The organism is Actinomyces sp. HPA0247 (assembly GCA_000411415.1).
GTDB lineage: Bacteria > Actinomycetota > Actinomycetes > Actinomycetales > Actinomycetaceae > Pauljensenia.
This window is the reverse complement of sequence record KE150451.1, coordinates 421,025-443,269: the sequence shown is the minus strand read 5'-3', so window position 1 is coordinate 443,269 and position 22,245 is coordinate 421,025. Positions and strand designations below refer to the sequence as shown.

The 22,245-nt window shown below is 67.2% G+C and carries 18 protein-coding genes; 11 read left to right on the top strand and 7 right to left on the bottom strand.

Translation table 11 applies throughout. The annotated features are described in order from the left end of the window. Positions 1–83 precede the first annotated feature (83 nt). From HMPREF1478_RS07045 to HMPREF1478_RS07035, 3 genes are read left to right on the top strand one after another with little or no spacing between them, the layout of a single operon-like run. Positions 84–380, top strand: a complete 297-nt coding sequence (locus HMPREF1478_RS07045; RefSeq protein WP_016461390.1) for a WhiB family transcriptional regulator — start codon at positions 84–86, stop codon at positions 378–380. Then, the gene (locus HMPREF1478_RS07040) at positions 377–3,538 is read left to right on the top strand and encodes a glycosyltransferase family 2 protein (RefSeq protein WP_016461389.1); all 3,162 of its coding nucleotides are present in this window, start codon (positions 377–379) and stop codon (positions 3,536–3,538) included. Before HMPREF1478_RS07045 ends, HMPREF1478_RS07040 begins: the two co-directional genes overlap by 4 nt. Further along, complete coding sequence (locus HMPREF1478_RS07035; protein WP_016461388.1) at positions 3,535–5,085, top strand: DUF5719 family protein; 1,551 nt, start codon at positions 3,535–3,537, stop codon at positions 5,083–5,085. The genes HMPREF1478_RS07040 and HMPREF1478_RS07035 overlap by 4 nt, the downstream gene beginning before the upstream one ends. Here HMPREF1478_RS07035 and HMPREF1478_RS07030 read toward each other — a convergent pair whose 3' ends face one another. After that, positions 5,086–5,391, bottom strand: a complete 306-nt coding sequence (locus tag HMPREF1478_RS07030) for a metallopeptidase family protein (RefSeq protein ID WP_016461387.1) — start codon at positions 5,389–5,391, stop codon at positions 5,086–5,088. 186 nt (positions 5,392–5,577) lie between these two features. Here HMPREF1478_RS07030 and HMPREF1478_RS07025 point away from each other — a divergent pair, with 186 nt between their 5' ends. Continuing rightward, positions 5,578–6,030, top strand: a complete 453-nt coding sequence (locus tag HMPREF1478_RS07025; RefSeq protein WP_016461386.1) for a DUF3499 domain-containing protein — start codon at positions 5,578–5,580, stop codon at positions 6,028–6,030. A 3-nt stretch (positions 6,031–6,033) separates the two neighbouring features. Here HMPREF1478_RS07025 and HMPREF1478_RS07020 read toward each other — a convergent pair whose 3' ends face one another. After that, the gene (locus HMPREF1478_RS07020; protein WP_034475479.1) at positions 6,034–6,867 is read right to left on the bottom strand and encodes an RDD family protein; all 834 of its coding nucleotides are present in this window, start codon (positions 6,865–6,867) and stop codon (positions 6,034–6,036) included. An 18-nt stretch (positions 6,868–6,885) separates the two neighbouring features. Here HMPREF1478_RS07020 and HMPREF1478_RS07015 point away from each other — a divergent pair, with 18 nt between their 5' ends. Next, positions 6,886–7,878, top strand: coding sequence for a stage II sporulation protein M (locus HMPREF1478_RS07015; RefSeq protein WP_034475354.1), 993 nt, complete (start codon positions 6,886–6,888; stop codon positions 7,876–7,878). A 16-nt stretch (positions 7,879–7,894) separates the two neighbouring features. On the opposite strand, the gene HMPREF1478_RS07010 is transcribed toward HMPREF1478_RS07015, so the two are convergent. Genes HMPREF1478_RS07010 through HMPREF1478_RS06990 form a run of 5 tightly spaced genes read right to left on the bottom strand, consistent with a single transcriptional unit; the run spans position 7,895 to position 13,565 of the window. Further along, on the bottom strand, positions 7,895–9,226 hold the full coding sequence (locus tag HMPREF1478_RS07010; protein WP_016461383.1) for a DUF58 domain-containing protein: 1,332 nt from the start codon (positions 9,224–9,226) through the stop codon (positions 7,895–7,897). 8 nt (positions 9,227–9,234) lie between these two features. After that, positions 9,235–10,452 carry an AAA family ATPase gene (locus HMPREF1478_RS07005; RefSeq protein WP_016461382.1) on the bottom strand — a complete coding sequence of 406 codons (1,218 nt, stop codon included), beginning with the start codon at positions 10,450–10,452 and terminating at the stop codon, positions 9,235–9,237. Then, a complete protein-coding gene (locus tag HMPREF1478_RS07000; protein WP_016461381.1) occupies positions 10,445–11,602 on the bottom strand; it encodes a DUF4350 domain-containing protein in 1,158 nt (385 codons plus the stop codon). Before HMPREF1478_RS07000 ends, HMPREF1478_RS07005 begins: the two co-directional genes overlap by 8 nt. Further along, positions 11,599–12,225, bottom strand: coding sequence for a DUF4129 domain-containing protein (locus tag HMPREF1478_RS06995; protein WP_016461380.1), 627 nt, complete (start codon positions 12,223–12,225; stop codon positions 11,599–11,601). Before HMPREF1478_RS06995 ends, HMPREF1478_RS07000 begins: the two co-directional genes overlap by 4 nt. 5 nt (positions 12,226–12,230) lie before the next feature. After that, a complete protein-coding gene (locus tag HMPREF1478_RS06990) occupies positions 12,231–13,565 on the bottom strand; it encodes a DUF7847 domain-containing protein (protein ID WP_016461379.1) in 1,335 nt (444 codons plus the stop codon). Positions 13,566–13,707: 142 nt separating this feature from the next. Here HMPREF1478_RS06990 and mtrA point away from each other — a divergent pair, with 142 nt between their 5' ends. From mtrA to secA, 6 genes are all read left to right on the top strand, one after another. Next, entirely contained in the window at positions 13,708–14,391 is a 684-nt protein-coding gene (mtrA, locus tag HMPREF1478_RS06985) for an MtrAB system response regulator MtrA (RefSeq protein WP_016461378.1), read from the top strand. Beyond that, complete coding sequence (gene mtrB, locus HMPREF1478_RS06980; RefSeq protein ID WP_016461377.1) at positions 14,372–15,991, top strand: MtrAB system histidine kinase MtrB; 1,620 nt, start codon at positions 14,372–14,374, stop codon at positions 15,989–15,991. The genes mtrA and mtrB overlap by 20 nt, the downstream gene beginning before the upstream one ends. Further along, positions 15,988–17,637, top strand: a complete 1,650-nt coding sequence (locus tag HMPREF1478_RS06975; protein ID WP_016461376.1) for an LpqB family beta-propeller domain-containing protein — start codon at positions 15,988–15,990, stop codon at positions 17,635–17,637. The genes mtrB and HMPREF1478_RS06975 overlap by 4 nt, the downstream gene beginning before the upstream one ends. A gap of 14 nt (positions 17,638–17,651) precedes the next feature. Continuing rightward, positions 17,652–18,389, top strand: a complete 738-nt coding sequence (locus HMPREF1478_RS06970; protein WP_232207445.1) for a competence protein ComF — start codon at positions 17,652–17,654, stop codon at positions 18,387–18,389. Between the two features lie 174 nt (positions 18,390–18,563). After that, positions 18,564–19,208, top strand: a complete 645-nt coding sequence (gene hpf, locus HMPREF1478_RS06965; RefSeq protein WP_016461374.1) for a ribosome hibernation-promoting factor, HPF/YfiA family — start codon at positions 18,564–18,566, stop codon at positions 19,206–19,208. Between the two features lie 183 nt (positions 19,209–19,391). Further along, positions 19,392–22,238, top strand: coding sequence for a preprotein translocase subunit SecA (secA, locus tag HMPREF1478_RS06960; protein ID WP_034475350.1), 2,847 nt, complete (start codon positions 19,392–19,394; stop codon positions 22,236–22,238). Positions 22,239–22,245: the final 7 nt, after the last annotated feature.

The window sequence follows — 22,245 nt, the reverse complement described above, 5'->3', positions numbered from 1 at the left end:
CAATATCGCGAAACCGCTTGACTTCCTGCAATGACACGCGTGTAATTCTCGTATTGATCGATTCGTTATAAGGAGCTCCCGCAATGTGGAACATCTTCGGTGACGGACCCCTGGAGTGGTCCGAGGACGCCGACGCGGCGCTGTACGCCCGCATTGACGGTCCCCTTGCGTGGCAGCAGCACGCGCTGTGTGCACAGACGGATCCGGAAGCTTTCTTCCCCGAGAAGGGCGGCTCCACCCGCGAGGCCAAGGCTGTTTGTCAGGCCTGCCAGGTGCGCGAGGACTGCCTGGAGTACGCGCTGGCAAACGATGAGCGCTTTGGCATCTGGGGTGGCATGTCTGAGCGCGAGAGGCGGCGCCTGCGCCGTATGGCCGGTTGAGCCCCTCGCAGCGCTCCGTCGGCGCGATCCTCGTCACGAGGGGAGAGGCGCCGCTCACTCAGTCCGTCCTGCGGGCCATCGAGAATCAATCGATGGCCCCGCACTCGTTGACCATCATTGACGTCGCAGGTCGCCACGTCACCCCCTTCCCGTCCGAACGTGTTCCCGAGGGAGCGCAGCTCGTTCGCGTTGGCCGCGCCCGCAACCTGGGCGATGCAATCAAGCGTGCGCGCGCACAGGGAGCCGCTTTCACCTCGGAACACTGGTGGTGGATCCTTCACGAGGACTCGGCCCCCGAACCCGAGTGTCTCGATGAACTCATTCAGGCGGCCACCGTCGGCAAGACCGTTGGCGCCGTCGGCGTCAAGCAGATGAGCTGGGACGGGAGCCGACTCCTCGAACTGGGTATTTTCGCCACGGCGAGCGCCCGACGGCTCGAACGCGTCGGCGACGACGACATCGACCAGGGGCAGTACGACGGAACGAGCGATGTCCTCGGCGTCGGCACCGCCGGGCTCTTCATCAGCGCCGAGGCCTACGAGGCCGTCGGCGGATTCGACACCGCTCTCGGCCCCTTCGGCGACGGGCTGGACCTGGGGCGCAGGCTCCACCTCGCGGGGTACCGCGTCATCGTCGCGCCCAAGGCGCGCGTGCGTCACGCCCGCGTCTCCCTGTACTCGGGCCTCGACTCCGGGCCAGAGTCGGATCGCAGCGAACCGACGGGCGACGTGTCCGACGCGATTATCGACGGGAACGCCGCGACCGACGGATCCTTCCGCAAGCGCCGCTACGCCCAGATGTACAACTGGTGCAAGGCCGTGCCGACCCTCGTCCTGCCCTTCCTGGCCCTGTGGCTCCTCGTGTGGAGTCCGGCGCGCGCGCTGGGACGTATCCTCACGGGGCGGGCGTCCCTGGCGCTGCCCGAAATCGGCGCCCTCGTCTCATTGATGGCAGCGACCCCGCGCCTGCTCGCCGGTCGCGCCCGCGCCGCTCAGTCCCGTTCCGTTCCCCGATCCGCCCTGCGTGGCCTCGAGACGGCACCCGCCTCGCTGCGCAAGGAACCGGCCGGCGTGGATGAGGACGAGAACGGCGAGCGCATCGATCCGCTCATCGTCGCTTCGATGCGGCGCTACCGACTTCGTTCTGCCTCCGTCGGCCTGGGGCTCGCGATCGTGACGTCTCTGATTGCTGGCGCGCAGTGGTGGGGAACCTCCGCAGGCCTCGTCGGCGGAGCATGGGTGTCGCTGCCCGCGACCTGGACCGAGCTGTGGAACGCCGCGTGGGCCGCGTGGGTGCCCGGTGGAGACGGCTATGCCGGTGGCGCGGACCCCCTGACGATTCTGCTTGCCCTCCTGAGTGCCCCCGTCGCGCCGCTCGGCATTACCCCCGGGGCATTCGCGACTTTCCTGCTCGTGGCGTCGAGCCCGATCGCGGCCGTCATCGCATGGATTCCGAGCCGCTCACTCGCCACGTCGCTGCGCGTGCGCTTCCTGGCGTCGCTGGCGTGGGCATTCGCCCCCGCACTCCTCCTGAGCGCGACCCATGGTGTCCTCGCGGGCGTTCTCGCCCACATCGCCTTGCCCGTCTTCGCGGCGTTCTGCCTCGGGATGCCCCGGCCTCTGTACGTGGCCGGTGCATCCGGCGTTGAGGCCGCACCCCTGCAGCCCCGCGGAGTGAACGCGGGGTGCGCGGCGCTTGCGCTCGTTGTTCTGTCGTGCTGCGCCCCGTGGCTGCTGCCTGTTGGCGCACTCGCGCTCGCGTGGCGGTCCCGGCGCCGCCTCCTCGTGGCGCTGCCCGCTCTGACGCTTCTCGTGCCCACCTACGTCTCCATCCTCGCGCGCCCCGCGGCGTGGCCCGCCCTTGCCTCGACGAGCGGGGGAGTGCACGCATACACCCGCGCGCCCTCGTGGATGGCGGCCCTCGGTATGCCCGCGGCCCCGTCGAGCATGCTCGAGGCCGTGGCGCTCGGAATCATCGGCGGCGGCGCCGCGCTCTTCGGGACAATCGCCCTCCTGCGCGCGCGTTCGCGCGCCGTCAGCATTGCATACGGGTGGGCTCTCATCGCCTCCGCTCTCGCGTGGGGAGCCTCGCACATCGGCGTTGGTATGTCCGGCGCGTCCGTGGCCTCGGCGTGGGCCTCGCCCGCCCTGTCCCTCGCCTTCATGATCCTGGTCGTCCTGTCCTGCTCGGGTCACCTCGTTCGTGCCGATGCCGCCGCTGACGCCGCCGCGTGGGACGCCTCCCGGCCCTTCGCGCTGCGAGCCCTGGGCGCCCTCATCGCCGTCGCGATTGCCGGATCTGCGTCCGCCGCGAGCGTGGCCGCCGTCGCTGGTCGATCCAACCCTGACGACATTCCGACCTTCACGATGTCCCAGCGTGACACTGTGTCGGCGCTCTCCTCGCCCATCGTCTCCGCCGTCGCCTCGCAGGCGCAGCGCTCGCCGCGCGCCGGACGCATCCTCGTCCTCGATGGCGACCCGACGAACGACACAGTCAACGCCACGCTCTGGCGAGGAAACGGAGCGTCACTCACGGCCTCGAACCCCGCCGTTCGCGCCCTCGTGCTCGCCGAGGCGCGCTCCGGTGCCGCCACCGGTAGCGTGAGCGACCCGGCCACTGCCTCACTCGCTCAGGCCGCCTATACCCTGGTCGTCTATCCGGACGACGCGACCGTGCAGACGCTGGCCGCGCACGGCGTCGACACGATCCTCGTTCCCCTCGGTGCGAGCGGCTCCGCCGCCCTGACCTCCGGACTCGACCGCGCCGAAGGACTCGAGAAGGTCGGCGACACGACGTCCGGCACCGTCTGGCGCGTGCGTCCAGGTGGGCTGACACCGGCACGCGTGCGCGTCGAGTCAGCCAGCGGGGTGACAACTCCGGTTGGTTCCTCGCAGCTGCGTGTCGACGGCGACGTGGACGCCGCAGGCACCCTCGTCCTGGCCGAGCGCGCCGACTCTGGATGGCATGCGTGGGTCGATGGGGTGGCGCTGACCCCCGTTGCTGCCTCCGACGGATGGTCGCAGGCATTCGACATGCCCACCGCTGGGCACCTGACGCTCACGTACAGCGCGTGGTGGATCATTCCGTGGCGCATCGCCGCGGGTGCGTGCCTGGTCGTTGCCCTCGCCAGCGCCCTATCCGCGTGGAGGAAGAGATGACAAAGCCCCGCATCAGTTCCCTGACGACCCTCGTGGGCGCGGGGATCGCCGTGGCGGCCATGGCCTCTGCCTCCGTGTGGGTCGGTGCCTCCCCGAGCAGAGTCGACGGGACGGCGCAGAGCGCCCACCCGTCACAGGTGCACCTCGCGTGTCCCTCGGGCATCGTCGATCCTTTCGAGACGACCAGCGTTGCGGCCGGTTCCACCTGGTCCTCGCTCGCATCCGCCCCCACGAGCCCGGCGCCCGCGTCCATCACGGGCAATGGGGGAGTCATCCCCACGGCCCTCACCCTTGCCGGCCAGGGGGGAGGCGAACTCGCGGGCCTGAGTGCCGTCGGATGCGCGGCGCCACGCACCTCGCAGTGGATCGCGACCGGCGCCACCACCTCCGGCGCCGACATGGTTCTCATCCTCTCCAACCCCGGCCCCACGGCCTCGGTCGTCAGCATTGACGGATACGGGGCCTCAGGCCCCCTCAATACCGCGCCGCGCCAGGTTACCGTTCCTGCGTCCTCTTCGGTGTCGGTGCTCCTCGCGGGATGGTTCCCGGACGAGAACTCCCTCGCCCTCCACGTCCGTGCAGACGGGGGAGGCGTCGCCGCCTGGGTGCAGGCCTCCCTGATGAACGGTGAGATCCCCCAGGGGACCACGCTCGCCTCCGCAGTCGTGCCCGCGACCTCGCAGACGATCCTGGGAGTGGATCCCAAGGGCACGTCGCTCCTGCGCCTCGTGTCGCCCTCGGGTGATGCCCACGTGAGCGTCTCCGTCGCCGATTCGACGGGCGTACACCCGCTCTCCGGCGGTCAAGCGACCGTCGCCGAGGGGACCACCCTTGAGATGCCACTCGATGGCGCGTCCAGCGACGCTACTCCGATCGCGCTCGTCGTCACCTCGGATCGCGAGGTCGTGGCACAGACGACGACGATCACCGTCGGCGCCCCCTGGGCCGAGCGTCTCAGCGCCTGGATCATGCGTTCCAACGCGAGCCCCGCGACGACGTTCACCGAGGCCTCGGTTCCCGGCGCTAGCCAGTTGACGACGATGACCACCTCCGTGCTCTCCTCGACCCCCCTTCGTGCCACATCGATTGCCACCGACTCCGGCGTGAACGCCTCGTCCGCGAGCCTCCTCCTGTACGCGCCCGCCGATGCTGCTGGCGCTGCAACCGCGAGCCAGGGGGATAACGCGCAGTCCGCTGCGCCCGGTCCGAGCGCCACCCCTGACATCTGGGCGTCGCCCTCTCCCGTCACCTCGCAGTCCGGAGCCTCCCAATCGGGTGAATCACGCGATGCGCAGTCGAGCGGTACCTCCGCCTCGACCCCGGGAGCTGTTCCGGTGCGCGTGGGAAACCGAATGATCTACGTCGCTCCGGGAGTCCCCACCCTCGTCAGTCTTCCGGACAGCGCGAGCACCATCAGCGCGGATACTCCGATCCAGGCAGCCCTGGTCATCACCGCCGACACCGCAGTGGGGCGCATGAGCACCACGTGGAACGTGGGCACGGAGGGCATTAGCGCTGTCACCGGCGCCATCCGCACCGCCAACTAATCAGCGCATCGCGTCGTCGATCTCGTCCGGCGGCAGCGCCAGAATGTGACTGATCCTCTCGATGAGGACCCTGCGCGTCATGACGGCGACTTCCTCGGGCGGGCAGCGCAGCGTGATCGGCAGGCGGTAGACCACGATCCGGTCCCTCAGACCGCGACGACGATCGGCCGGGAAAATGCGTGCGACAACGACGCTGTGAGACTCCCAGGGGGCCGGATCTGACGGCGGAACATCCTCCACGGCGAATTCGATCGTGGACACCTGAGGCCAGCGACGAATGAGCTCAGTGACGAGTTCGCGCACCATCAGATCGAAGTCCTCGCGCCGCGTCCTCCACGCCGGTGTTCCCGGGAAAAAGAGGGGACCGCGAGGACCGCGACCGTGGCGGTTGCGGCTCGAGATGTGGCGGCGCGTGGAAAACACCCCCTCAGGGTAGGCACATGGCGCGCGGGAGTGGGCCATCGGCGCACAGAGTGTCGTACTCTTAGGGACGTGATTGCCCAACGCCACTGCTCCAAACCCGGCTGCTCGACCGCCGCCGTCGCCACCCTCACCTACGATTACCGAGATTCAACCGTCGTTGTCGGCCCCCTTGCGACCGTCGCGGATCCCAACTCGTATGACCTGTGCGAGGAACACGCGCAGAATCTCACCGCGCCGCTGGGCTGGCAGGTTGTCCGTCTGGCGACCAATTTCGAACCGGCTCCGCCCTCCGGAGATGACCTCGCCGCGCTCGTTGACGCCGTGCGTCGCGTCGCTCAGGAGGCGCAGGCTGAGCCGACTCCCGCTCCCGGCGCTCGCAGGCCTCACACCGGTCCGTTTGGCCCCGCGCGCTCCGTGGGAAGCCCCGACACGTCGAGCCCGCTCGACCCCTCGAGCCCGTACGCGCGCAGGCGTGCGCAGTTCACGGTGGTTGACGGCTCTGAGGCGGACTCCGAGGACTAACCCCTACAGGCCGAAGCGAGGCTGCGTCGCCTCGTGGAATCGCGCCTTGCCGCGCGCACGACGCTCACACTCGCGCTCCCACTCGCGATCACGGCGGGCCACGAGAATGGCCGCAATCACGATCTCCGGGTGCAGTCCCGGCGGCAGAGGCGTCTGAACGCGCTTCACGAGACGCTCAGCGAGGGAAGTCGCGACCTGCCCGCGCAGCTTCGTATCGATGGAGCGGTTTGCTCCCAGGAACGCGCGAGCCTCGGCCGCGAGAGCATCGTCGAGGGGCAGGATCGTCGCCGAGGCCGCCCACTCCTCGAGCCCGGGAGGCATCACCAGGGGAGGGTAGAAGACCGATTCTCCCTGGGAGCACACCATCGTCCCCGCCGCGATATCCCCCAGACGCTTGCCCTTCTTGTTGACGAGTTCGGTGAGGAATGCGAGGCCGCCCGACGTCAGCCAGTTTTCCAGGATTCCCACGCCGACGCGTACAGCGCTGTGGCGAGCGGTGATCGCGCCGCCGTCGTCGCGTACGACCCGCAGGTTGAGCGCCCATTTGCCGAGCGAACGGCCTTTCGTGGCGATTTCGACCACGAAGGGGACGAAAAACATGACCGAGGCGAGCAAGCCGATCATGAAGACGCGCACGAGAGAGGCAGAGTCGTTCGACCAGGTACGTGCGGCGCTGATGAAAACGAGGAGCGCCGCCCCCAGGTACGTCGTGCCGTCGATGACTGCTGCGGCGAAGCGTTCGGGGGGCGAGGCAGGGGTGACGTCAAGGGAGACGGCTTCACCCGTGCGGACATAGTCGTCTTGAATGACGCGTGATTGACTGCGTTGCGCGCTCATGTATGACACGCTAGTCCAATGGACATCGATGTGCTGCGGGTGAGCGGAAAAACGGAGTGGAAACGCCTCGAGGAACTGACGCGTACCCGCTCTCTGACAGGCGAGCAGATCGACGAGCTCGACCGGCTCTACCGGTCTGCCACCACCGACCTGGCGCGCGTGCGTACGACCAGTCCCGATCCCGACGTCATTGCGGAGCTCTCGCGTATCCTGTCGGCAGCTCGTGGGCGCTTAGCGGGAACGGCGGGCATCAACGGAACCGTGATTGCACGCTTTTTCAAGGTGTCGTTGCCCTACGCCCTCTATCAGATTCGATGGGTGACGGTGGGCGTCATGGTCGTGTCCATCGTGCTCGCTCTCATTGAGGGCCACTACCTGGTCACCCACCCGGAGGCGATGAACCAGCTGGGGACGCCCGAGCAGCTGCGCCAATACGCGAACAGTGACTTCGTCGAGTACTACCACCAGGACACGAATGCGGAGTTTGGGCTCTCCGTCTGGGCGAACAACGCGTGGATTGCTCTGCAGGGCGTGGTGACGGGCGTGACCGGCGTGTACCCGCTGAAGATCCTGTGGACCAACGCGACGAACGTGGGGGTGGCCGGAGCTGTTGTGACCGTCTACGCGGGGCCCTGGCACTTCTTCCGTTTCATCCTGCCGCACGGACTGCCCGAACTGACCGCCGTCTTCATCTCGATCGCAGCGGGCCTGAGGGTCTTCTGGGCGCTCCTCGTCCCCGGCGCCGCGACGCGCTACCAAGCGGTGGGCGTGGCCGCGCGTAGCTCTATGACGGTGGCAGCGGGCTGCGCCATCCTCCTCGCGGGCTCGGGTGTTCTCGAAGGCTTCGTCACGCCCTCGGAGCTGCCCGACGCCGTCAAGATCGCCCTCGGGGTGCTGATGACCGCAGCTGTGTGGGCGTACACGCTGATCCTTGGGCGCAGGGCGCAGCAGGCGGGCCAGGACGCCGACGTCGGTATCGACGCGGGCTACTACCAGCCGGTGGCGGGCTGACACCGCGCTCGCGGGCTTACAGGCGTCCGCTCTTCTTCAACTCGATGTAGCGGTCGGCCGTGCGGGCGGGCAGCAGACCCGCCGAGGCCTGCAGCGTGAGGGCACCCGCGAGGCGCACGTCCGCGGCGCCTGCAGCATCGGAACGCTCGGCGAGTGCTGCCGAGGCCGCCAGGAATACCGCGTCAGCGTCCTCGCGCCCATTGCGGGCACGAATCTCGTCGGGGTCGGTCGCCGATGCGACGAGTACCGTATGGCGCTTCGTCAGGCGTGCCAGGGCGTCGGTGAACTCGGTTTCCAGTCCGGCGGGCGGGATCTTCGTGGCGATGACGACGAATGCCGAGTGGCGCACTGTCTCTTCGACGGCGTCAGCTGCCCTCGACCAGTCGGTGACATCCAGGCGCGGATTCAAGTCCGTGAACACGTGCGCGAGCGTCTCGATGATCTTGGCCCCGCGCACGCCGGAGACGCGGGCACGCACGCGTGAATCGACGGCGATGACGTGGACCTTGTCGCCCGCGCGATCGGCCAATGCTGCCAGGAGCAGGGTGGTTTCGATCGAGGAATCCAGGCGTGGCGCGCGGCCCAGCGCGATCGAGTCAACTTCCTCGTTCTCGGGGGCGCCGAGCAGCGCGGAGGACGCGCGACCGCAGTCCACGACGATGACGACGTGGCGGTCGCGTTCGGGACGCCACTGGCGCACCATGAGCTCGGTGGAGCGGGCGGACGCGCGCCAGTCGATGTCGCGGGGGTCATCTCCCACGACGTACGCGCGCAGCGAGTCGAACTCGGTGCCTGCGCCGCGCAGCGTCGTCGGCGTTGTGCCTTCGAGTTCGTGGAGGCGGGCCAAGCGCGAGGGGAGAAGTACCCGCGCCTTAAACTCCGGCAGCACCGACAGGGTCAGGGGTGCGCTGATCGAGACCTGGCGTGCGCCGAGGTGCAGGGGGCCCCAGGAACGAACCGTGACGACGTCCGCGTGTCGTGTTCCTCGCCTGGTGGGGGACAGGAGCGTCGTGACCTTCTCCGCGGACTTTGGGAGCACGCGCACACGCCGGAAGGACGGCGACTGACGCAGGGACGGAGGCCACGCGTCGCGCACGTCCAGAACCATGTGGCGCTTGGTCGTGTTCGTCAGGCGCAGCGAGGCCTCGGTGCTCTGGTCGGCGCGGATCGGGCCGGTGACCTCGCGGCTCATGCGCAGAGTGCGCGGCGAGGGGGCGGCGAGGGCATCCAGCAGACAGACGAGCACGACAATGCCGCACCACATCCACGCGAAGCCGCGGGATGGGGCGAAAGCGAGCGGGATCAGGCCCACCAGGACGAGGAGCGCGCTGCGCGCCGAAATCGCCACGGGGAACCTCAGCGAGGAACGGGGGTGGCCGCGAGGACGCCGGTGATGACGTCGGTGGCGTCCACGCCTTCCAGGTTGGCCTCGGCGCGCAGACCCAGTCGGTGAGCGAGGGTCACGGGGGCCATCGTCTTGACGTCGTCGGGGGTGACGAAGCCTCGTCCCTGCAGGAACGCCCACACGCGAGAGGTGCGCAGCAGCGCGGTCGCGCCACGCGGAGAGACACCCACACGCACGGCGGCGGATGTACGCGTCGCGCGGCACAGGTCCACGAGGTAGGCCATGACTGCGGGCGCGACCTCGATGCGTGAGGCAGCCTCGTGTGCCGCATGAATGTCGGCGGCACCCGCCACGGGCTGGATGCCGGCCTCGGCCAGAGACATTGGGTTGAAGCCGGCCTGGTGGCGGGCGATGATGTCGATCTCGGCCTCGCGCGAGGGCAGGGGGAGCTCAAGCTTGAGGAGGAAACGGTCCAGCTGGGCTTCCGGCAGCGGGTAGGTGCCTTCGTACTCGACCGGGTTCTGGGTGGCGATAACCATGAAGGGATCCGGAAGCGTGCGCGTGGCACCGTCGATCGACACCGTGTGCTCCTCCATCGATTCCAGCAACGCGGACTGGGTCTTGGGGGGAGTGCGGTTAATTTCGTCGGCGAGCAGCAGGTTCGTGAAAACAGGACCCTCGCGGAACACAAACTCGGAATGGCCCGCATCCCACACCATGGAACCCGTGATGTCCGCGGGCATGAGGTCGGGGGTGAACTGGATACGCGCCATGTCGACGTCGAGGGCGCGGGCGAGGGTGCGCACGAGCAGCGTCTTCGCGACGCCGGGCACACCCTCCAGCAGCGCGTGACCGCCGGCGACAAGGGCAACGATTAGGCCGGTGATCGCGCCATCCTGGCCGACGACGGCTTTACCGATCTCGGCCTTGAGAGCCAGGAGGGATTCCTGCGTGCGCCGCTCGCTCTCGCTGAGCGAACGCCCCGACCACCCTTCGCCGGTGGGCGCCGAGTAGGAGGTGGCCTGCTGCGGAGCCCCCTGGGGCGTGCCCTGAGGAGCGGGGGCATTTGGCACGTACGAGGCCGGGGCGCCCTGCGCGGGCACCTCACCCTGGGGCGCGTAGACGCCCGGAGCCGCCGAGGGCGCCGGAACCTGCTGGGGTGCGCCCTCGGGAGCGGGGCCGGGCTGGGGCACGCCGTTGGACGAGGGGCCGGGAATCGGGCTAGTCATGGCGGATCTCCTTTTCGAGAGCGTCGAGGTCGTGGGCGAGGCGGATCAGTTCCTTCTCGGACGTGGGGGCAGGACCCCACAAGAGGGCGGTCGAGCGCGACGTGAGCAGGCCTCGTTGCTCAATCGCACGGATCAGAGCTTCGCGGTCGCCAGTGTGGGCGACACCCAGTGCGGTCGCGATGCGTGTGGCGCTGGCGCTACGCAGCGCCGTGGCGGCGTGCTCGTACGCCCGCTGAGAGCGCATGAGACGGGCCTTACCGATGACGGTTTCGGAGGCGGGAACCTCAATGGGGAGTTTCTCCGGCGTCAGGGGGCCCAGGCGCCTGCCTCGGGCGATCGCGGCAATCAGGCACGCCCCGATCGTGAGGAGGAAAGCGGGTGCGAGGTACGGGGCCTCGGCGCTGTCGTCTTTCCCGTGGCCGAGGCTATCCGTCTTCTGTGGCGAATACCAGGCGACCTTGGAGGTGCGCCCGATCGCGTTGATGGCGAGGGCCGCGTTGCCCTCGTCGGTGATCGCGCGGTTTCGCAGGCGCAGCGAATCGGGAATGATCGCGCGGAAATGCCCTGATTCGGCCTTCTCGGCGTATGCGTAGGTGTCGTCTTCCCCGGGGAAGCACAGTGCCCAGCCGTTTGCGCTGCTTGCGCTGCCACCGACCGCGTAGGCGGAGGACGTCAGCGACTGCGCGCGCGCCGCCGTTTCGGAGTTGCACCTGGCCGTCACGACACGTGAGCTGTGCCAGTCACGCTTCGCGCGAAGACCGTCGAGGTAGGGAGCAGACGAATCGTATTCTTCCTCGAGTCCGACGTAGACGACGTTCGCCCGAGTCTCGACCGCCTTGGCGATAGAATCGCTCATCCGCGCGGGAAAAATGACGACGAGGGTCGTATCGTCGCCCACCTCGGATGCGCCCTTCGCTCCGACTTCGCGCACGGACACCCCGTGGTCGCCGAGCACCTGAGCGAGCGCGCGGGCGCCATCACCATGCTTATTGCGAATGCCAACGGGCGCGTTGTTGTACCCCATCTGGCTGAGGAAGGCCGAACCGATCAGGGCAATCACCGTGACCGCAATGAGCAGGAGCATCGGACGCGCCGCCGAGAAACGCTCACGCGCCGTGGGAGTGACGATCGCGACCTGCCGGGACTTCATGACTCGTCCTTCGCGTGGCTACACAGGTCGAGGAGGACCGGAGTAAAGGAACGCAGCGCGTCCACCTCGTCGCGCGAGACCGCGGCACGACCGTAGCGAACCTTGTCGAAGGACTCGGCGTATGCGGACAGCTGCGGGGCCAGGCCGGGGGCGACCCGGGTCGCCGCGTCGGCGGCCTCGCGGGCGGTCAGGCCCGGAGTCGAGGAGACGATGTCGTGGTCATCGAGGCCCAGAACCATGAGACGGTAGGCCCACACGTACGCCAGGTTCCAATCCTGAGCGGCCACGGCCTCGTCGAAGGACGCCTGAACCTGCGGCGCGCTGGTCTCCTCCTCGAAGACAGCGCCCGACTTGCGCCGTCTCGCCAGACGAATCGGGTTGAGGATGAGCACAATGACCAGGGCCGCGATCACAATGATCGCCAGAATCGCCAGGATCAGCGAGATCGGTGGGGCGCCCTGTCCCTTCCACGACAGGAGCTCGAAGAAATCGTCGATCAAATTCTTGACGAAGCCGACGATTGGGCCACGGATCTCGCCGTATTCGCCCTTGGCAAGCTCTTTGAGGAGCCAGTCACGAGCCTCGCCCTGGTCGGGCGTCAGCGGAACCTCACAGCTGAGCATGGGACTCACTGAGGCTGGACGCTCGCCTGCATGAGGACCGCCGCGAAGTTCTCCTTACGGATACGCAGGTCCGCGTACATGAGCGTCTCATAGGTGGCAGTGAGCGGCGTGACGAGGCCGCTGGCGAGGGTCGTCAGACCCGTTGTGATCGCGATAAGAATCATCGAACCGGTCTCATTATCGGCCATGGCGAACGCGGTGACTCCCGTGATGCCGGCGATGAAACCTCCGATGAAACCGGCGACGAAACCGGCGATGAACGAGACGAGGAAGATTCGCCCAAGCGTCGGCCAGAAGTAGCCCTTGATCAGGTTCCACGAACGCTTCAAGGACGCGATCGGTCCGATCTCCTCAAGCACCGTGATGACGGAAGCGAAAGCGAACTTGATGCTCAGGAAGTAGACGCTGGCGACGACGGGGATGAAAAGGAAGAGACCAATGCCCAGGAGGACCCCACCGGTCGAGTCGTCGGCGGCGTAGACGAAGAAGAATGCGATCATGAGGAGGCCCCAGATGATCACCGGGAGCATCGTGACAATGCCGGTCACGATGAACGTGCCGATCAAGGCGCCCAGACGAGGCTGCGTCATCGCCCAGGCCTGCGAGAGGGTCACCTTGTTGCCAATCATCATCTGCGACACCGTGGTCGCCAGCATGCCCATGATGATGGTGGTGCCCGCAACCATCGACAGTGTCTGCACACCCTGAGATGCCAGGCTGGTCAGCAGCAGGACAGCCAAATCCTCCGTCCCCGCCAGCTGCGCCTGAGGGTCGTTTGAATCGGCCACCGACCCGAGCGCGGTTGGGAGGAATGCAGTCACCATGGAGATGAGGGAGACGACCGCCATGACCGCCATGGTGAATCCGAAGAGAATCTTCGGATTCTGACGGATCGCGGCAAACGAACCGCTCATCAGGTCACCGATCGTGAGCGGGCGCAGGGGGATGATGCCGGGCTTGGCTTCCCATCCCCACTGGTTGGTGTTCACGCTGTAGCCGGAGGCGCCGGGCTGCGAGGCATAACCCTGCTGGCCACCGTATGCTTGCTGTCCGCCGTATCCGGGTTGGCCGCCGTATCCGGGCTGGCCGCCGTATCCGGGTTGACCGCCGTATCCGGGTTGACCGCCGTATCCGGGCTGGCCACCGTATCCGGGCTGACCGCCGTATCCCGGCTGGCCACCGTAGCCCGGCTGGCCACCGTAGTTGTTCTGGCCACCGTATCCGGGCTGACCACCGTAGGAGGATTGAGAGCCATACGCCTGGCCGCCCGCTGCCCCTGGCTGTGCCCCGGTGGGCTGATACGGGTTCGACGAGTCGGGAGCGGTCCACGGGGTGCTCATTCGTGCCTCCATGTTGATGGTGTCGGTCTGTCACCAATCCTGCCATACGCGGCCGTCGCGTGAAACCTTGTCCAGGGCAGAAATTGGGTCATTGATGCGCGAGTCTTCTGCGTTCGTGACGATTTCGTGACACTATCGTGACATGAGTTCGCGCATCCTCGTCGTCGACGACGACGTCGCCCTGGCCGAGATGATCGGTATTGTCCTTCACAATGAGGGCTTCGACGTCGTCTTTTGCGCCGATGGATCCCAGGCGCTGGCTCAATTCCAAGAGAGCCACCCCGACCTCGTCCTGCTGGACGTGATGCTGCCGGGCATGGACGGTTTTGACGTGTGTCGTGCGATTCGACGTATCTCGGATGCACCGATCGTTATGTTGACCGCTCGTTCCGACACGTCTGACGTTGTCACGGGACTGGAGGCCGGAGCTGACGACTACGTGCCCAAGCCTTTCAAACCCAAGGAGCTCGTGGCCCGCGTGCGTGCCCGTTTGCGCGGACGCGAGGACGCTCAGGTGGACGAGGGGCTCACGTTGCAGGACCTGTCTATTGACGTGGCCGGTCACGTCGTGAAGCGAGACGGGCATGTCATCGCTCTGACGCCCCTCGAATTCGACCTCTTGGTGACGCTGGCTCGCGCGCCTTGGAAGGTTTTCTCGCGTGAGGAGCTCCTCGAACAGGTGTGGGGCTACCGTCACGCGGCGGACACGAGGCTGGTGAATGTGCACGTGCAGCGTCTGCGCTCGAAGATCGAGCGTGACCCGGAGCGCCCCGAGCTCGTTGTGACCGTCCGCGGGGTGGGATACCGTGCAGGCGCGGGAGCGTAGGGACGCGCTCAAGCGCCTCGTGGGCGCCATTACGTCGTCGAGGCCGTGGGCATTCCTTGCGTCCTCGCACCTCGCCCGCCGCATCCGTCACTCCCTGTCGGCTCGGCTCGCGGTTGCGATTACGCTCGCGGTCCTCGTGATTGTTCTCGTCTCGGGCGTCATCATCGCCTCCCAGCTGCGCACGTCCATGTTCGAGACGCGCAGGGATGCGATCTTGGCCGACGCGTCCCTTCGGTTCTCCTCGGCTCAGTCTGTCTTTTCGTCGTCGACGGCCTCGTCTCCCGCGCAGGTGCAGGAGTCCGCGCGTGGGGCGCTGGCTTCGCTCAAGGCCTCGGCTGCAGGCGCGGGCGCGACCAATGTGGCGCTGCTGCGCTCCGAAGGCACCGCGGCCTCGCTGCGCATCAACCAGATTGAGGATGAGCAGATGCGTGGTCTCGTGACGGCGCAGATGCGCGCGGCGGTTGCCGGGGGAGGGGCGCAGTGGCAGTCGGTGGCCATCCGGTCGAGCGACGGCAAGAAGGAAGAGCCGGGGATCCTCGTCGGCACCCAGGTTCAGCTGCCCCGAGCGGGCACGCACGAGCTCTACATTCTGTATTCGCTGTCCGCCGACCAAGCTCAGGTCGATGTCGTTCTGCGGGTTCTGCTCCTGTCCTCCCTGCCGGTCATCGTCGCCCTGCCGATCGGCGTATTTGCGCTCCTCCATCGCCTGCTCCTGCCCGTGCGCGTGACGGCCCAGGCGGCGACGAAGGCCTCCGAGGGCGACCTGGACGTGCGCGTTGATGTGCGCGGCGATGATGAGATGGCGGACTTGGGGCGAGCATTCAACGCTATGACGTCCTCGCTGCAGGACACCATCTCGCGCTACGACGAGCTCGCGAAGCTCCAGCAGCGCTTCGTCTCCGACGTGTCTCACGAGCTGCGCACGCCGCTGACGACGATCCGCATGGCCGAGGACGTCGTGTGGGATAACCGCGACGAGCTGCCCGCCCACGCACGCCGCTCCGCGGAGCTCCTGCATGACCAGACCGAACGCATGGAGCAGATGCTCGCCGACCTGCTGGAAATCTCGCGATACGACGCCGCGAGCGCGCTGCTGGATGCAGAGGAACGCGACCTGCGCCCCATCGTGACACGCGTCGTCGAAGCGTGCGCCGATCTCGCGCAGCGCCAGGGCGTCACGGTTGAGATCGTGGCTCCGGTGCGAGCTGGTGCAGAGATCGATGAGCGCCGCATTGAACGCGTGATCCGCAACCTCGTTGTCAACGCGATCGAGCACGCGGACGGCACGACCGTGACGATCACCGTGGCGGCCACTGAGACGGACGTGGCCTGCCGCGTGCGCGATCGTGGTGTGGGAATGACCCAGGAGGTCGCTGACCACGTTTTCGATCGCTTCTACCGTGCGGACACCGCTCGAGCGCGCACGACCGGAGGCACCGGCCTCGGCCTCGCGATCGCGACGGAAGACGTCGCCATCCACGGCGGGCGCCTGCAGGCATACGGCGAGCCCGGAAAGGGAGCTTCCTTCCTCATGACACTGCCCAAGCGAGCCGGCGAGGAGATCGCCAGCCGTCCCCTCGCCCTGTGGGAGGCCGAATGAAACGCCCCCTCGTCCTCGCTGCGCTCGCATGCCTGATTCTCGCGGGCTGTACGTCCCTGCCCCGGTCGTCGGCTCCGGCTCCCTTCGACGTGTCCTCCCGTGACGGCAGCGGCGTTCAGTTCTCGGCGGAGGGCCCCTCTGACGGGTCCGATGCTGCGACGCTTGTCAATGATTTTCTCCTGGCGTGTGCGGCCGGGCCGCAGGACGACTTTGCGACCGCCCGCCTCTTCCTGAGTGCTTCCTCCGCTCGCACCTGGCAGCCGGACACGGAGATTCTTCTCTATGACACCGACACCACGCCCGCCATCACCGCCGGCTCCGAGACAGCCTCGCAGGTCGATGTGACGGTCTCGGTGCTCGGCGTGGCCAGCGTTGATTCGTCCGGCGTGCTCACGCGCGTCGATGCGTCGACGGCATCGCACACGTTCACACTGGTGCGCGAAGACGGACAGTGGCGCATCAACGCGCCGGACAACATGGTCCTCATGAGTCGCGCGGCGTTCACGGCCTCGTACTCGCTCGTCAACCTCTACTTTCCGACCCAGGACGGCTCCGACCTGGTCGCGGATCCTCGGTGGTATCCTTCGCGTCGCCTCGCCTCGTACCTGCTGGCCGGCCTCGTCGCTGGGCCCAGCCAGGCCCTCGCTCCCGTCACGGCGAACGCTATTCCTGCAGGCACGACGATCCCCTCCCACGGCGTCGATGTTAGTGATGGAGTCGCGCACGTCGAACTCAATGCCGTCATGCCCGCGAGCGAGGGCGGCCGCGAGAGCCTCGCATGGGAGCTGACGCGTACGCTCACCCAGGCGGCAGATGTGTCCCAGGTGAGCGTGTCGCTGTCCGGCGAGACCCTGGACGCGCCCACTCCTCCTGCTGCGCCCACCTATTCCCTCGACACTCTCGTCGGTGCCGGGCCGGATGGGGTGGGGATCGTCTCGGGTACGGCGGTGACGATGCTCGCCTCGGTGTCGGGGGCTTCCTCTCCGACGGCGTCCCCGGTGGATCCGTCGCTCATCGCCTGGAGTAGCGCCGACGGCGTGTACGCGCAGCGAGCGGGCGCATCCGTTGCCTATATTCCCGGCGCTGCGCCTCTGGGTCCCTCCATTGATCGTTTTGGGTGGGTGTGGGGTGCCTCGACGTCGGCGGCCTCGGTGTCGGTCGCGGGTGGGGCGGACGGCGTCTTCCCCGTGAGTGTCGAGTCCGAGAGTGCGGGCGACATCCGCGCCGTGCGCATCTCGCCGGACGGGACGCGCGCGCTCGTTATTCGCGGAAACGATTCCAGTGCGTGGGTGGGCGTCGTCGAACGTGGCCCCGCGGGACGCCCACAGGCGGTGCGATCCCTGACCCAGGTGAGTCTCGAGCGTGGAACCGTCATCGATGGCTCGTGGACGACGTCGACGGGTCTGGCCCTCGTCGTGCGCGAGGCAGGAAGCGCCGACGATCAGCTCATCACCCTTCCCCTCGGTGGGTTGCCCTCGAGCGTGTCACTGCCCGTCCGCGTGAGAACGATGAGCGCCGGCGCGTCCTCCTCCTCGATCGTCATCACGGGCACCGATGAGGCGGGTAAGACACAGGTCCTGATCCGCTCGGGCGCGCTGTGGCAAAACGCCCCCGAGCCGCTTTCGTCCGCGCGCTACGCGGGTTAGGTGCCGTGGTGGGCGTGCGCGGTCATCGCACTCTCGCGCGGGGCTTGATCGGAGCGATCCTTCCCGTCCAATGCGCGGGGTGCCGCGCCTGGGACGAGGTCCTGTGCCCCTCATGTCGGCGTCTCGCCCAGGTCGAGCCGGTCCCGACGATCATCGAGGGCACGCACGGCGACCTACCCGGGCTGGCCATGGGGGATTACGCGGGTCCCCTGCGGCGCATCGTGCTCACCGCCAAACATTCCGCGCGCACGGACGTGAGCGATTTCCTTGACGAGGCCGGCGCCCGCCTCGGCACCGCCGTGGCTCGGGTGCTGGGCGTGGCGGGGTCGCCCGCTGCCGCTGGGGGTTCCCGTGAGGGGAGGGCGCCCGTGGGTGGGGGAGCGGTGGACGTGTGGGTGGTGCCTGCGCCCTCGTCGTGGAAGAGGCGCCTGCGGGGCAGGCAGGTGGCGTTGCCGCTGGCGCGCGCCGTTGCTCGGGCGTTGGCTGCGAGCGCGCGGGTGGGCGTGCGCGTGCGGGTGGTGGATGCGGTGCGACTGCGCATTGGTGCGTCGTCGCAGTCGGGCAAAGCGGGGGCGCAGCGCACGGTGGGGCGTATGGGGTCGATGCGGGCGCTTGCGGTCCCGCCTCGCGGTGTTCTCGTTGTGGCGGTCGATGACGTGGTGACGACGGGGGCGACGATCCGGGAAATGGAGCGTGTGCTGGGTGGGCTTGCGGCGGTTGTGACGCTGTGCCGACCCGGCCTTATCTCATGACGTGCGTCACCGGCTGGGGTATGATGTGACTACAGACTTTCGATAGCGTGAGCAGCAGGGACGCTCCTCACGTCAGTGCGGGAGGTGATAGCTCAGACCACGGTTCGGGCAGTGAGCACCGAACAATCCCCACCTGCGGGCAACGACGCCCGCCGCACACCATGGAGGAAACACATGGACATCACCGTCGTCGCACGTAATGCCGAGATTCACCCGAATTTCCGGGCTTACGTGGAGGAGAAGGTTTCGAAGATCACTCAGTTCTACCCCCGCGCTCAGCGCGTCGACGTGGAGCTGACTCACGAACGTAACCCCCGCCAGGCCGACACCGCCGAGCGCATTGAGCTGACCGTTTACGGTAAGGGCCCGATCATCCGCGCTGAGGCTCAGTCCGCTGATCGCTACGCGGCCGTCGACATCGCCGCCGGCAAGCTCTATGAGCGCCTGCGCCGCCTGCGTGATCGCGTGAAGGACCACCGCCGCCGGTACCCGCGCGACCTGGCCGAAGCCGAAATCCTCGAAGCTCCCGTCGTCGAAGAGGTTGCCGCACCCGAACCCGAGGCTCCCAAGCCGCTGCGCAGCGCTGAGGACCTGAAGGTCGGAGAGGCTCGCGAGGAGCAGTGGGGTGATACCCCGATCATCGTCCGTCAGAAGGTGCACGAGGCCCCGCCGATGAGCGTGGATGAGGCCCTGGATCAGATGATGATGGTCGGCCACCCCTTCTTCCTCTTCGTCGACAAGGACACGAACCAGCCGTGCGTCGTCTACCACCGCCACGGGTGGACGTACGGTGTGCTTCGCTTGAACACGACAGTCTGACGGTTGAAGGACCGTGGGGCGCCCCGGGCACGAGGCCCGGGGCGCCCCTGTGTGCGCTGTGAGCGTTAAATGCGTCCATGTTCGCGCGGGCGTTTCCACTTTGGGCGGTTAGTTCGTAAACTAATGGGTGGATTTGACTGTCCGCTCTACAAGGGGGCGGGCGAGGAACGTCAGGAGCTATTCGTGTCGATTATTGACAAGATCCTTCGCGCTGGCGAAGGGCGTATGCTGCGCAAGCTGGATCGGCTTGCGTCGCAGGTTGATGCCTTGCAGGAGGATTTTGAGGCTCTGACCGACGAGGAGCTGCAGGCCAAGACTCAGGAGTTCAAGGATCGCCTCGAAGAGGGCGAGACCCTGGATGACATCCTGGTGGAGGCGTTTGCGACGGTGCGTGAGGCCTCGTGGCGAATCCTGCGCATGCGTCCCTTCCACGTGCAGGTCATGGGTGGTATTGCCCTGCACCAGGGCAAGATCGCGGAAATGAAGACCGGTGAAGGTAAGACCCTGGTCGCCACAATGCCCTCGTACCTGCGCGCGCTGACCGGCAAGGGCGTGCACGTCGTGACGGTCAACGACTACCTGGCGAAGTACCAGTCGGACCTGATGAGCCGCGTGTACAACTTCCTGGGCATGACGTGCGGTTGTATCCTCGTGGGCCAGACGCCGGCCGAGCGCCGCGAGATGTACGCCTGCGACATCACCTACGGCACGAACAACGAGTTCGGCTTCGACTACCTGCGTGACAACATGGCGCAGGTGCCCGAGGACATGGTTCAGCGTGGCCACGCTTTCGTCATCGTCGACGAGGTTGACTCGATTCTTATTGACGAGGCCCGTACCCCCCTCATCATTTCGGGCCCCGCGGATGGCGATCTAAACCGCTGGTACGTGGAGTTCGCTCGCATCGCGCGCATGCTCAAGCGCGACGAGGACTACGAGGTCGATGAGAAGAAGAAGACCGTCGGCATCCTGGAGCCGGGCATCGACAAGGTTGAGGATCAGCTGGGCGTGGAGAACCTCTACGAGGCCGCGAACACCCCGCTGATCGGCTTCCTCAACAACGCGATCCGAGCCAAGGAGCTGTTCTTCAAGGACCGCGACTACATCGTGGATGGTGGCGAGGTCCTCATCGTCGACGAGCACACGGGCCGTGTCTTGCCGGGCCGCCGTTACAACGACGGCATGCACCAGGCGATCGAGGCCAAGGAAGGCGTCGAGATCAAGGCGGAGAACCAGACGCTGGCCACGATCACGCTGCAGAACTACTTCCGCCTCTACCCCGAGGGTTCGCGTTCGGGCATGACGGGTACGGCTGAGACCGAGGCTGCCGAGTTCGCGTCGACCTACAAGATCGACGTCATCCCGATCCCCACGAACAAGCCGATGATCCGCAAGGACCAGCCCGACCTCGTCTATCCGACGGAGAAGGGCAAGCTGAACGCGATCATCGAGGACGTCGTCGAGCGCCACGAGGCCGGCCAGCCCGTCCTCATCGGTACCGCCTCGGTCGAAAAGTCCGAGCTGCTGTCCCAGATGCTCAAGAAGAAGCACATTCCGCACCAGGTGCTCAACGCTAAGCAGCACGCCCGCGAAGCCGCCATCGTCGCGATGGCCGGTCGCAAGGGCGCGGTCACGGTCGCCACGAACATGGCCGGCCGTGGTACCGACATCATGCTGGGCGGTAACTCGGAGTTCCTCGCCCAGGCGAACCTGGCCGCCGAGGGGCTCGATCCGAAGGAGAACCCGGAGGAGTATCGCGAGGCGTGGCCCAAGGCCCTCGAGGCCGCGGAAGCCGCCGTTGAGGCTGAGCGCGAGGAAGTGCGCGAGCTGGGCGGCCTGTACGTGCTCGGTTCGGAGCGCCACGAGTCGCGTCGTATCGACAACCAGCTGCGCGGACGAAGCGGCCGTCAGGGTGACCCGGGCGAGTCCCGCTTCTACCTGTCGATGGAAGACGACCTGATGCGCCTGTTCAACTCGGGCATGGCTCAGCGCATCATGGCCTCGGGCGCCTATCCGGAGGATATGCCGCTGGAAAACCGCATGGTGTCGCGCTCGATCGCGTCGGCCCAGCACCAGGTGGAGGCACGCAACTTCGAGATCCGTAAGAACGTCCTGAAGTACGACGACGTCATGACGGGTCAGCGCGAGACCATCTATGGTGAGCGCCGCAAGGTGCTCGAGGGCGAGGACATGGGCCCGCAGATGCGCGCCTTCATGGAGTCCCTGGTCACCGGCCTGGTTGATGAGGCCATCGCCGACAAGGCCGTGGACGAGTGGGATCTGCCCTCCCTGTGGGAGAACCTGCGCGGCTACTACCCGCCGTCGGTCACGATCGACGAGGTCCTGGAGGAGCACGGTGGCGCCGCGTCCCTCGTGCGCGATGACCTGGTGACCGAGCTGGTCGGCGACATCCACGCCGTGTACGCGGATACCGAAGATCGTCTGAATGCGAACCCGCTGGCGCAGGCGCAGCTGGGCGAGGAGCCCATGCGCACCCTTGAGCGCCGCGTCGTCATCTCCGTGGTCGATCGCCTGTGGCGTGAGCACCTCTACGAGATGGATTACCTGAAGGAAGGCATTGGCCTGCGCGCCATGGGTCAGCGTGACCCGCTCGTCGAGTACAAGGACGAGGGTGCTCAGATGTTCCAGGCGATGGTCGAGCGCATCCGTGAGGAGTCCGTCCAGCAGGTGTTCTCTTACGCCAAGCAGTTCGAGCGTGCCCTGGCCTCCGCCGAGGAGCAGGCCGGTGGCTCGATTGCCTCCGCGTCCGTCGCGTCCGAGTCCGCCCCCGCCTCGCCCCAGGCCTCCGAGCCGAGCGTCGAGGATGTTGCGGCCGCCGAGTCCGCGTCTTCCGAGGCCGCGCGTGAGGCCGTGGCTCATGCCCGCTCGGTGATGGGTAACGTGGGCCGGGAGAAGGCGCCGAGCCGCGTGAACTACAGTTCCGCCGAAGGCATCGCGTCGGGCACCTCCTCGTCCGGCGGTAACCGCGCCGAGCGTCGCGCCGCCGCCAAGAAGCGTCGCCGTCGCTGATTGATCG

What these genes read in the sequence shown, in the direction of transcription:
- HMPREF1478_RS07045 (WP_016461390.1), top strand. Translation starts at nt 84, where the DNA reads ATGTGGAACATCTTCGGTGACGGACCCCTGGAGTGGTCCGAGGACGCC.
- HMPREF1478_RS07035 (WP_016461388.1), top strand. Translation starts at nt 3,535, where the DNA reads ATGACAAAGCCCCGCATCAGTTCCCTGACGACCCTCGTGGGCGCGGGG.
- HMPREF1478_RS07030 (WP_016461387.1), bottom strand. Translation starts at nt 5,391, where the DNA reads ATGGTGCGCGAACTCGTCACTGAGCTCATTCGTCGCTGGCCTCAGGTG.
- HMPREF1478_RS07020 (WP_034475479.1), bottom strand. Translation starts at nt 6,867, where the DNA reads ATGAGCGCGCAACGCAGTCAATCACGCGTCATTCAAGACGACTATGTC.
- HMPREF1478_RS07015 (WP_034475354.1), top strand. Translation starts at nt 6,886, where the DNA reads ATGGACATCGATGTGCTGCGGGTGAGCGGAAAAACGGAGTGGAAACGC.
- HMPREF1478_RS07005 (WP_016461382.1), bottom strand. Translation starts at nt 10,452, where the DNA reads ATGACTAGCCCGATTCCCGGCCCCTCGTCCAACGGCGTGCCCCAGCCC.
- HMPREF1478_RS07000 (WP_016461381.1), bottom strand. Translation starts at nt 11,602, where the DNA reads ATGAAGTCCCGGCAGGTCGCGATCGTCACTCCCACGGCGCGTGAGCGT.
- HMPREF1478_RS06995 (WP_016461380.1), bottom strand. Translation starts at nt 12,225, where the DNA reads ATGCTCAGCTGTGAGGTTCCGCTGACGCCCGACCAGGGCGAGGCTCGT.
- HMPREF1478_RS06990 (WP_016461379.1), bottom strand. Translation starts at nt 13,565, where the DNA reads ATGAGCACCCCGTGGACCGCTCCCGACTCGTCGAACCCGTATCAGCCC.
- mtrA (WP_016461378.1), top strand. Translation starts at nt 13,708, where the DNA reads ATGAGTTCGCGCATCCTCGTCGTCGACGACGACGTCGCCCTGGCCGAG.
- HMPREF1478_RS06975 (WP_016461376.1), top strand. Translation starts at nt 15,988, where the DNA reads ATGAAACGCCCCCTCGTCCTCGCTGCGCTCGCATGCCTGATTCTCGCG.
- hpf (WP_016461374.1), top strand. Translation starts at nt 18,564, where the DNA reads ATGGACATCACCGTCGTCGCACGTAATGCCGAGATTCACCCGAATTTC.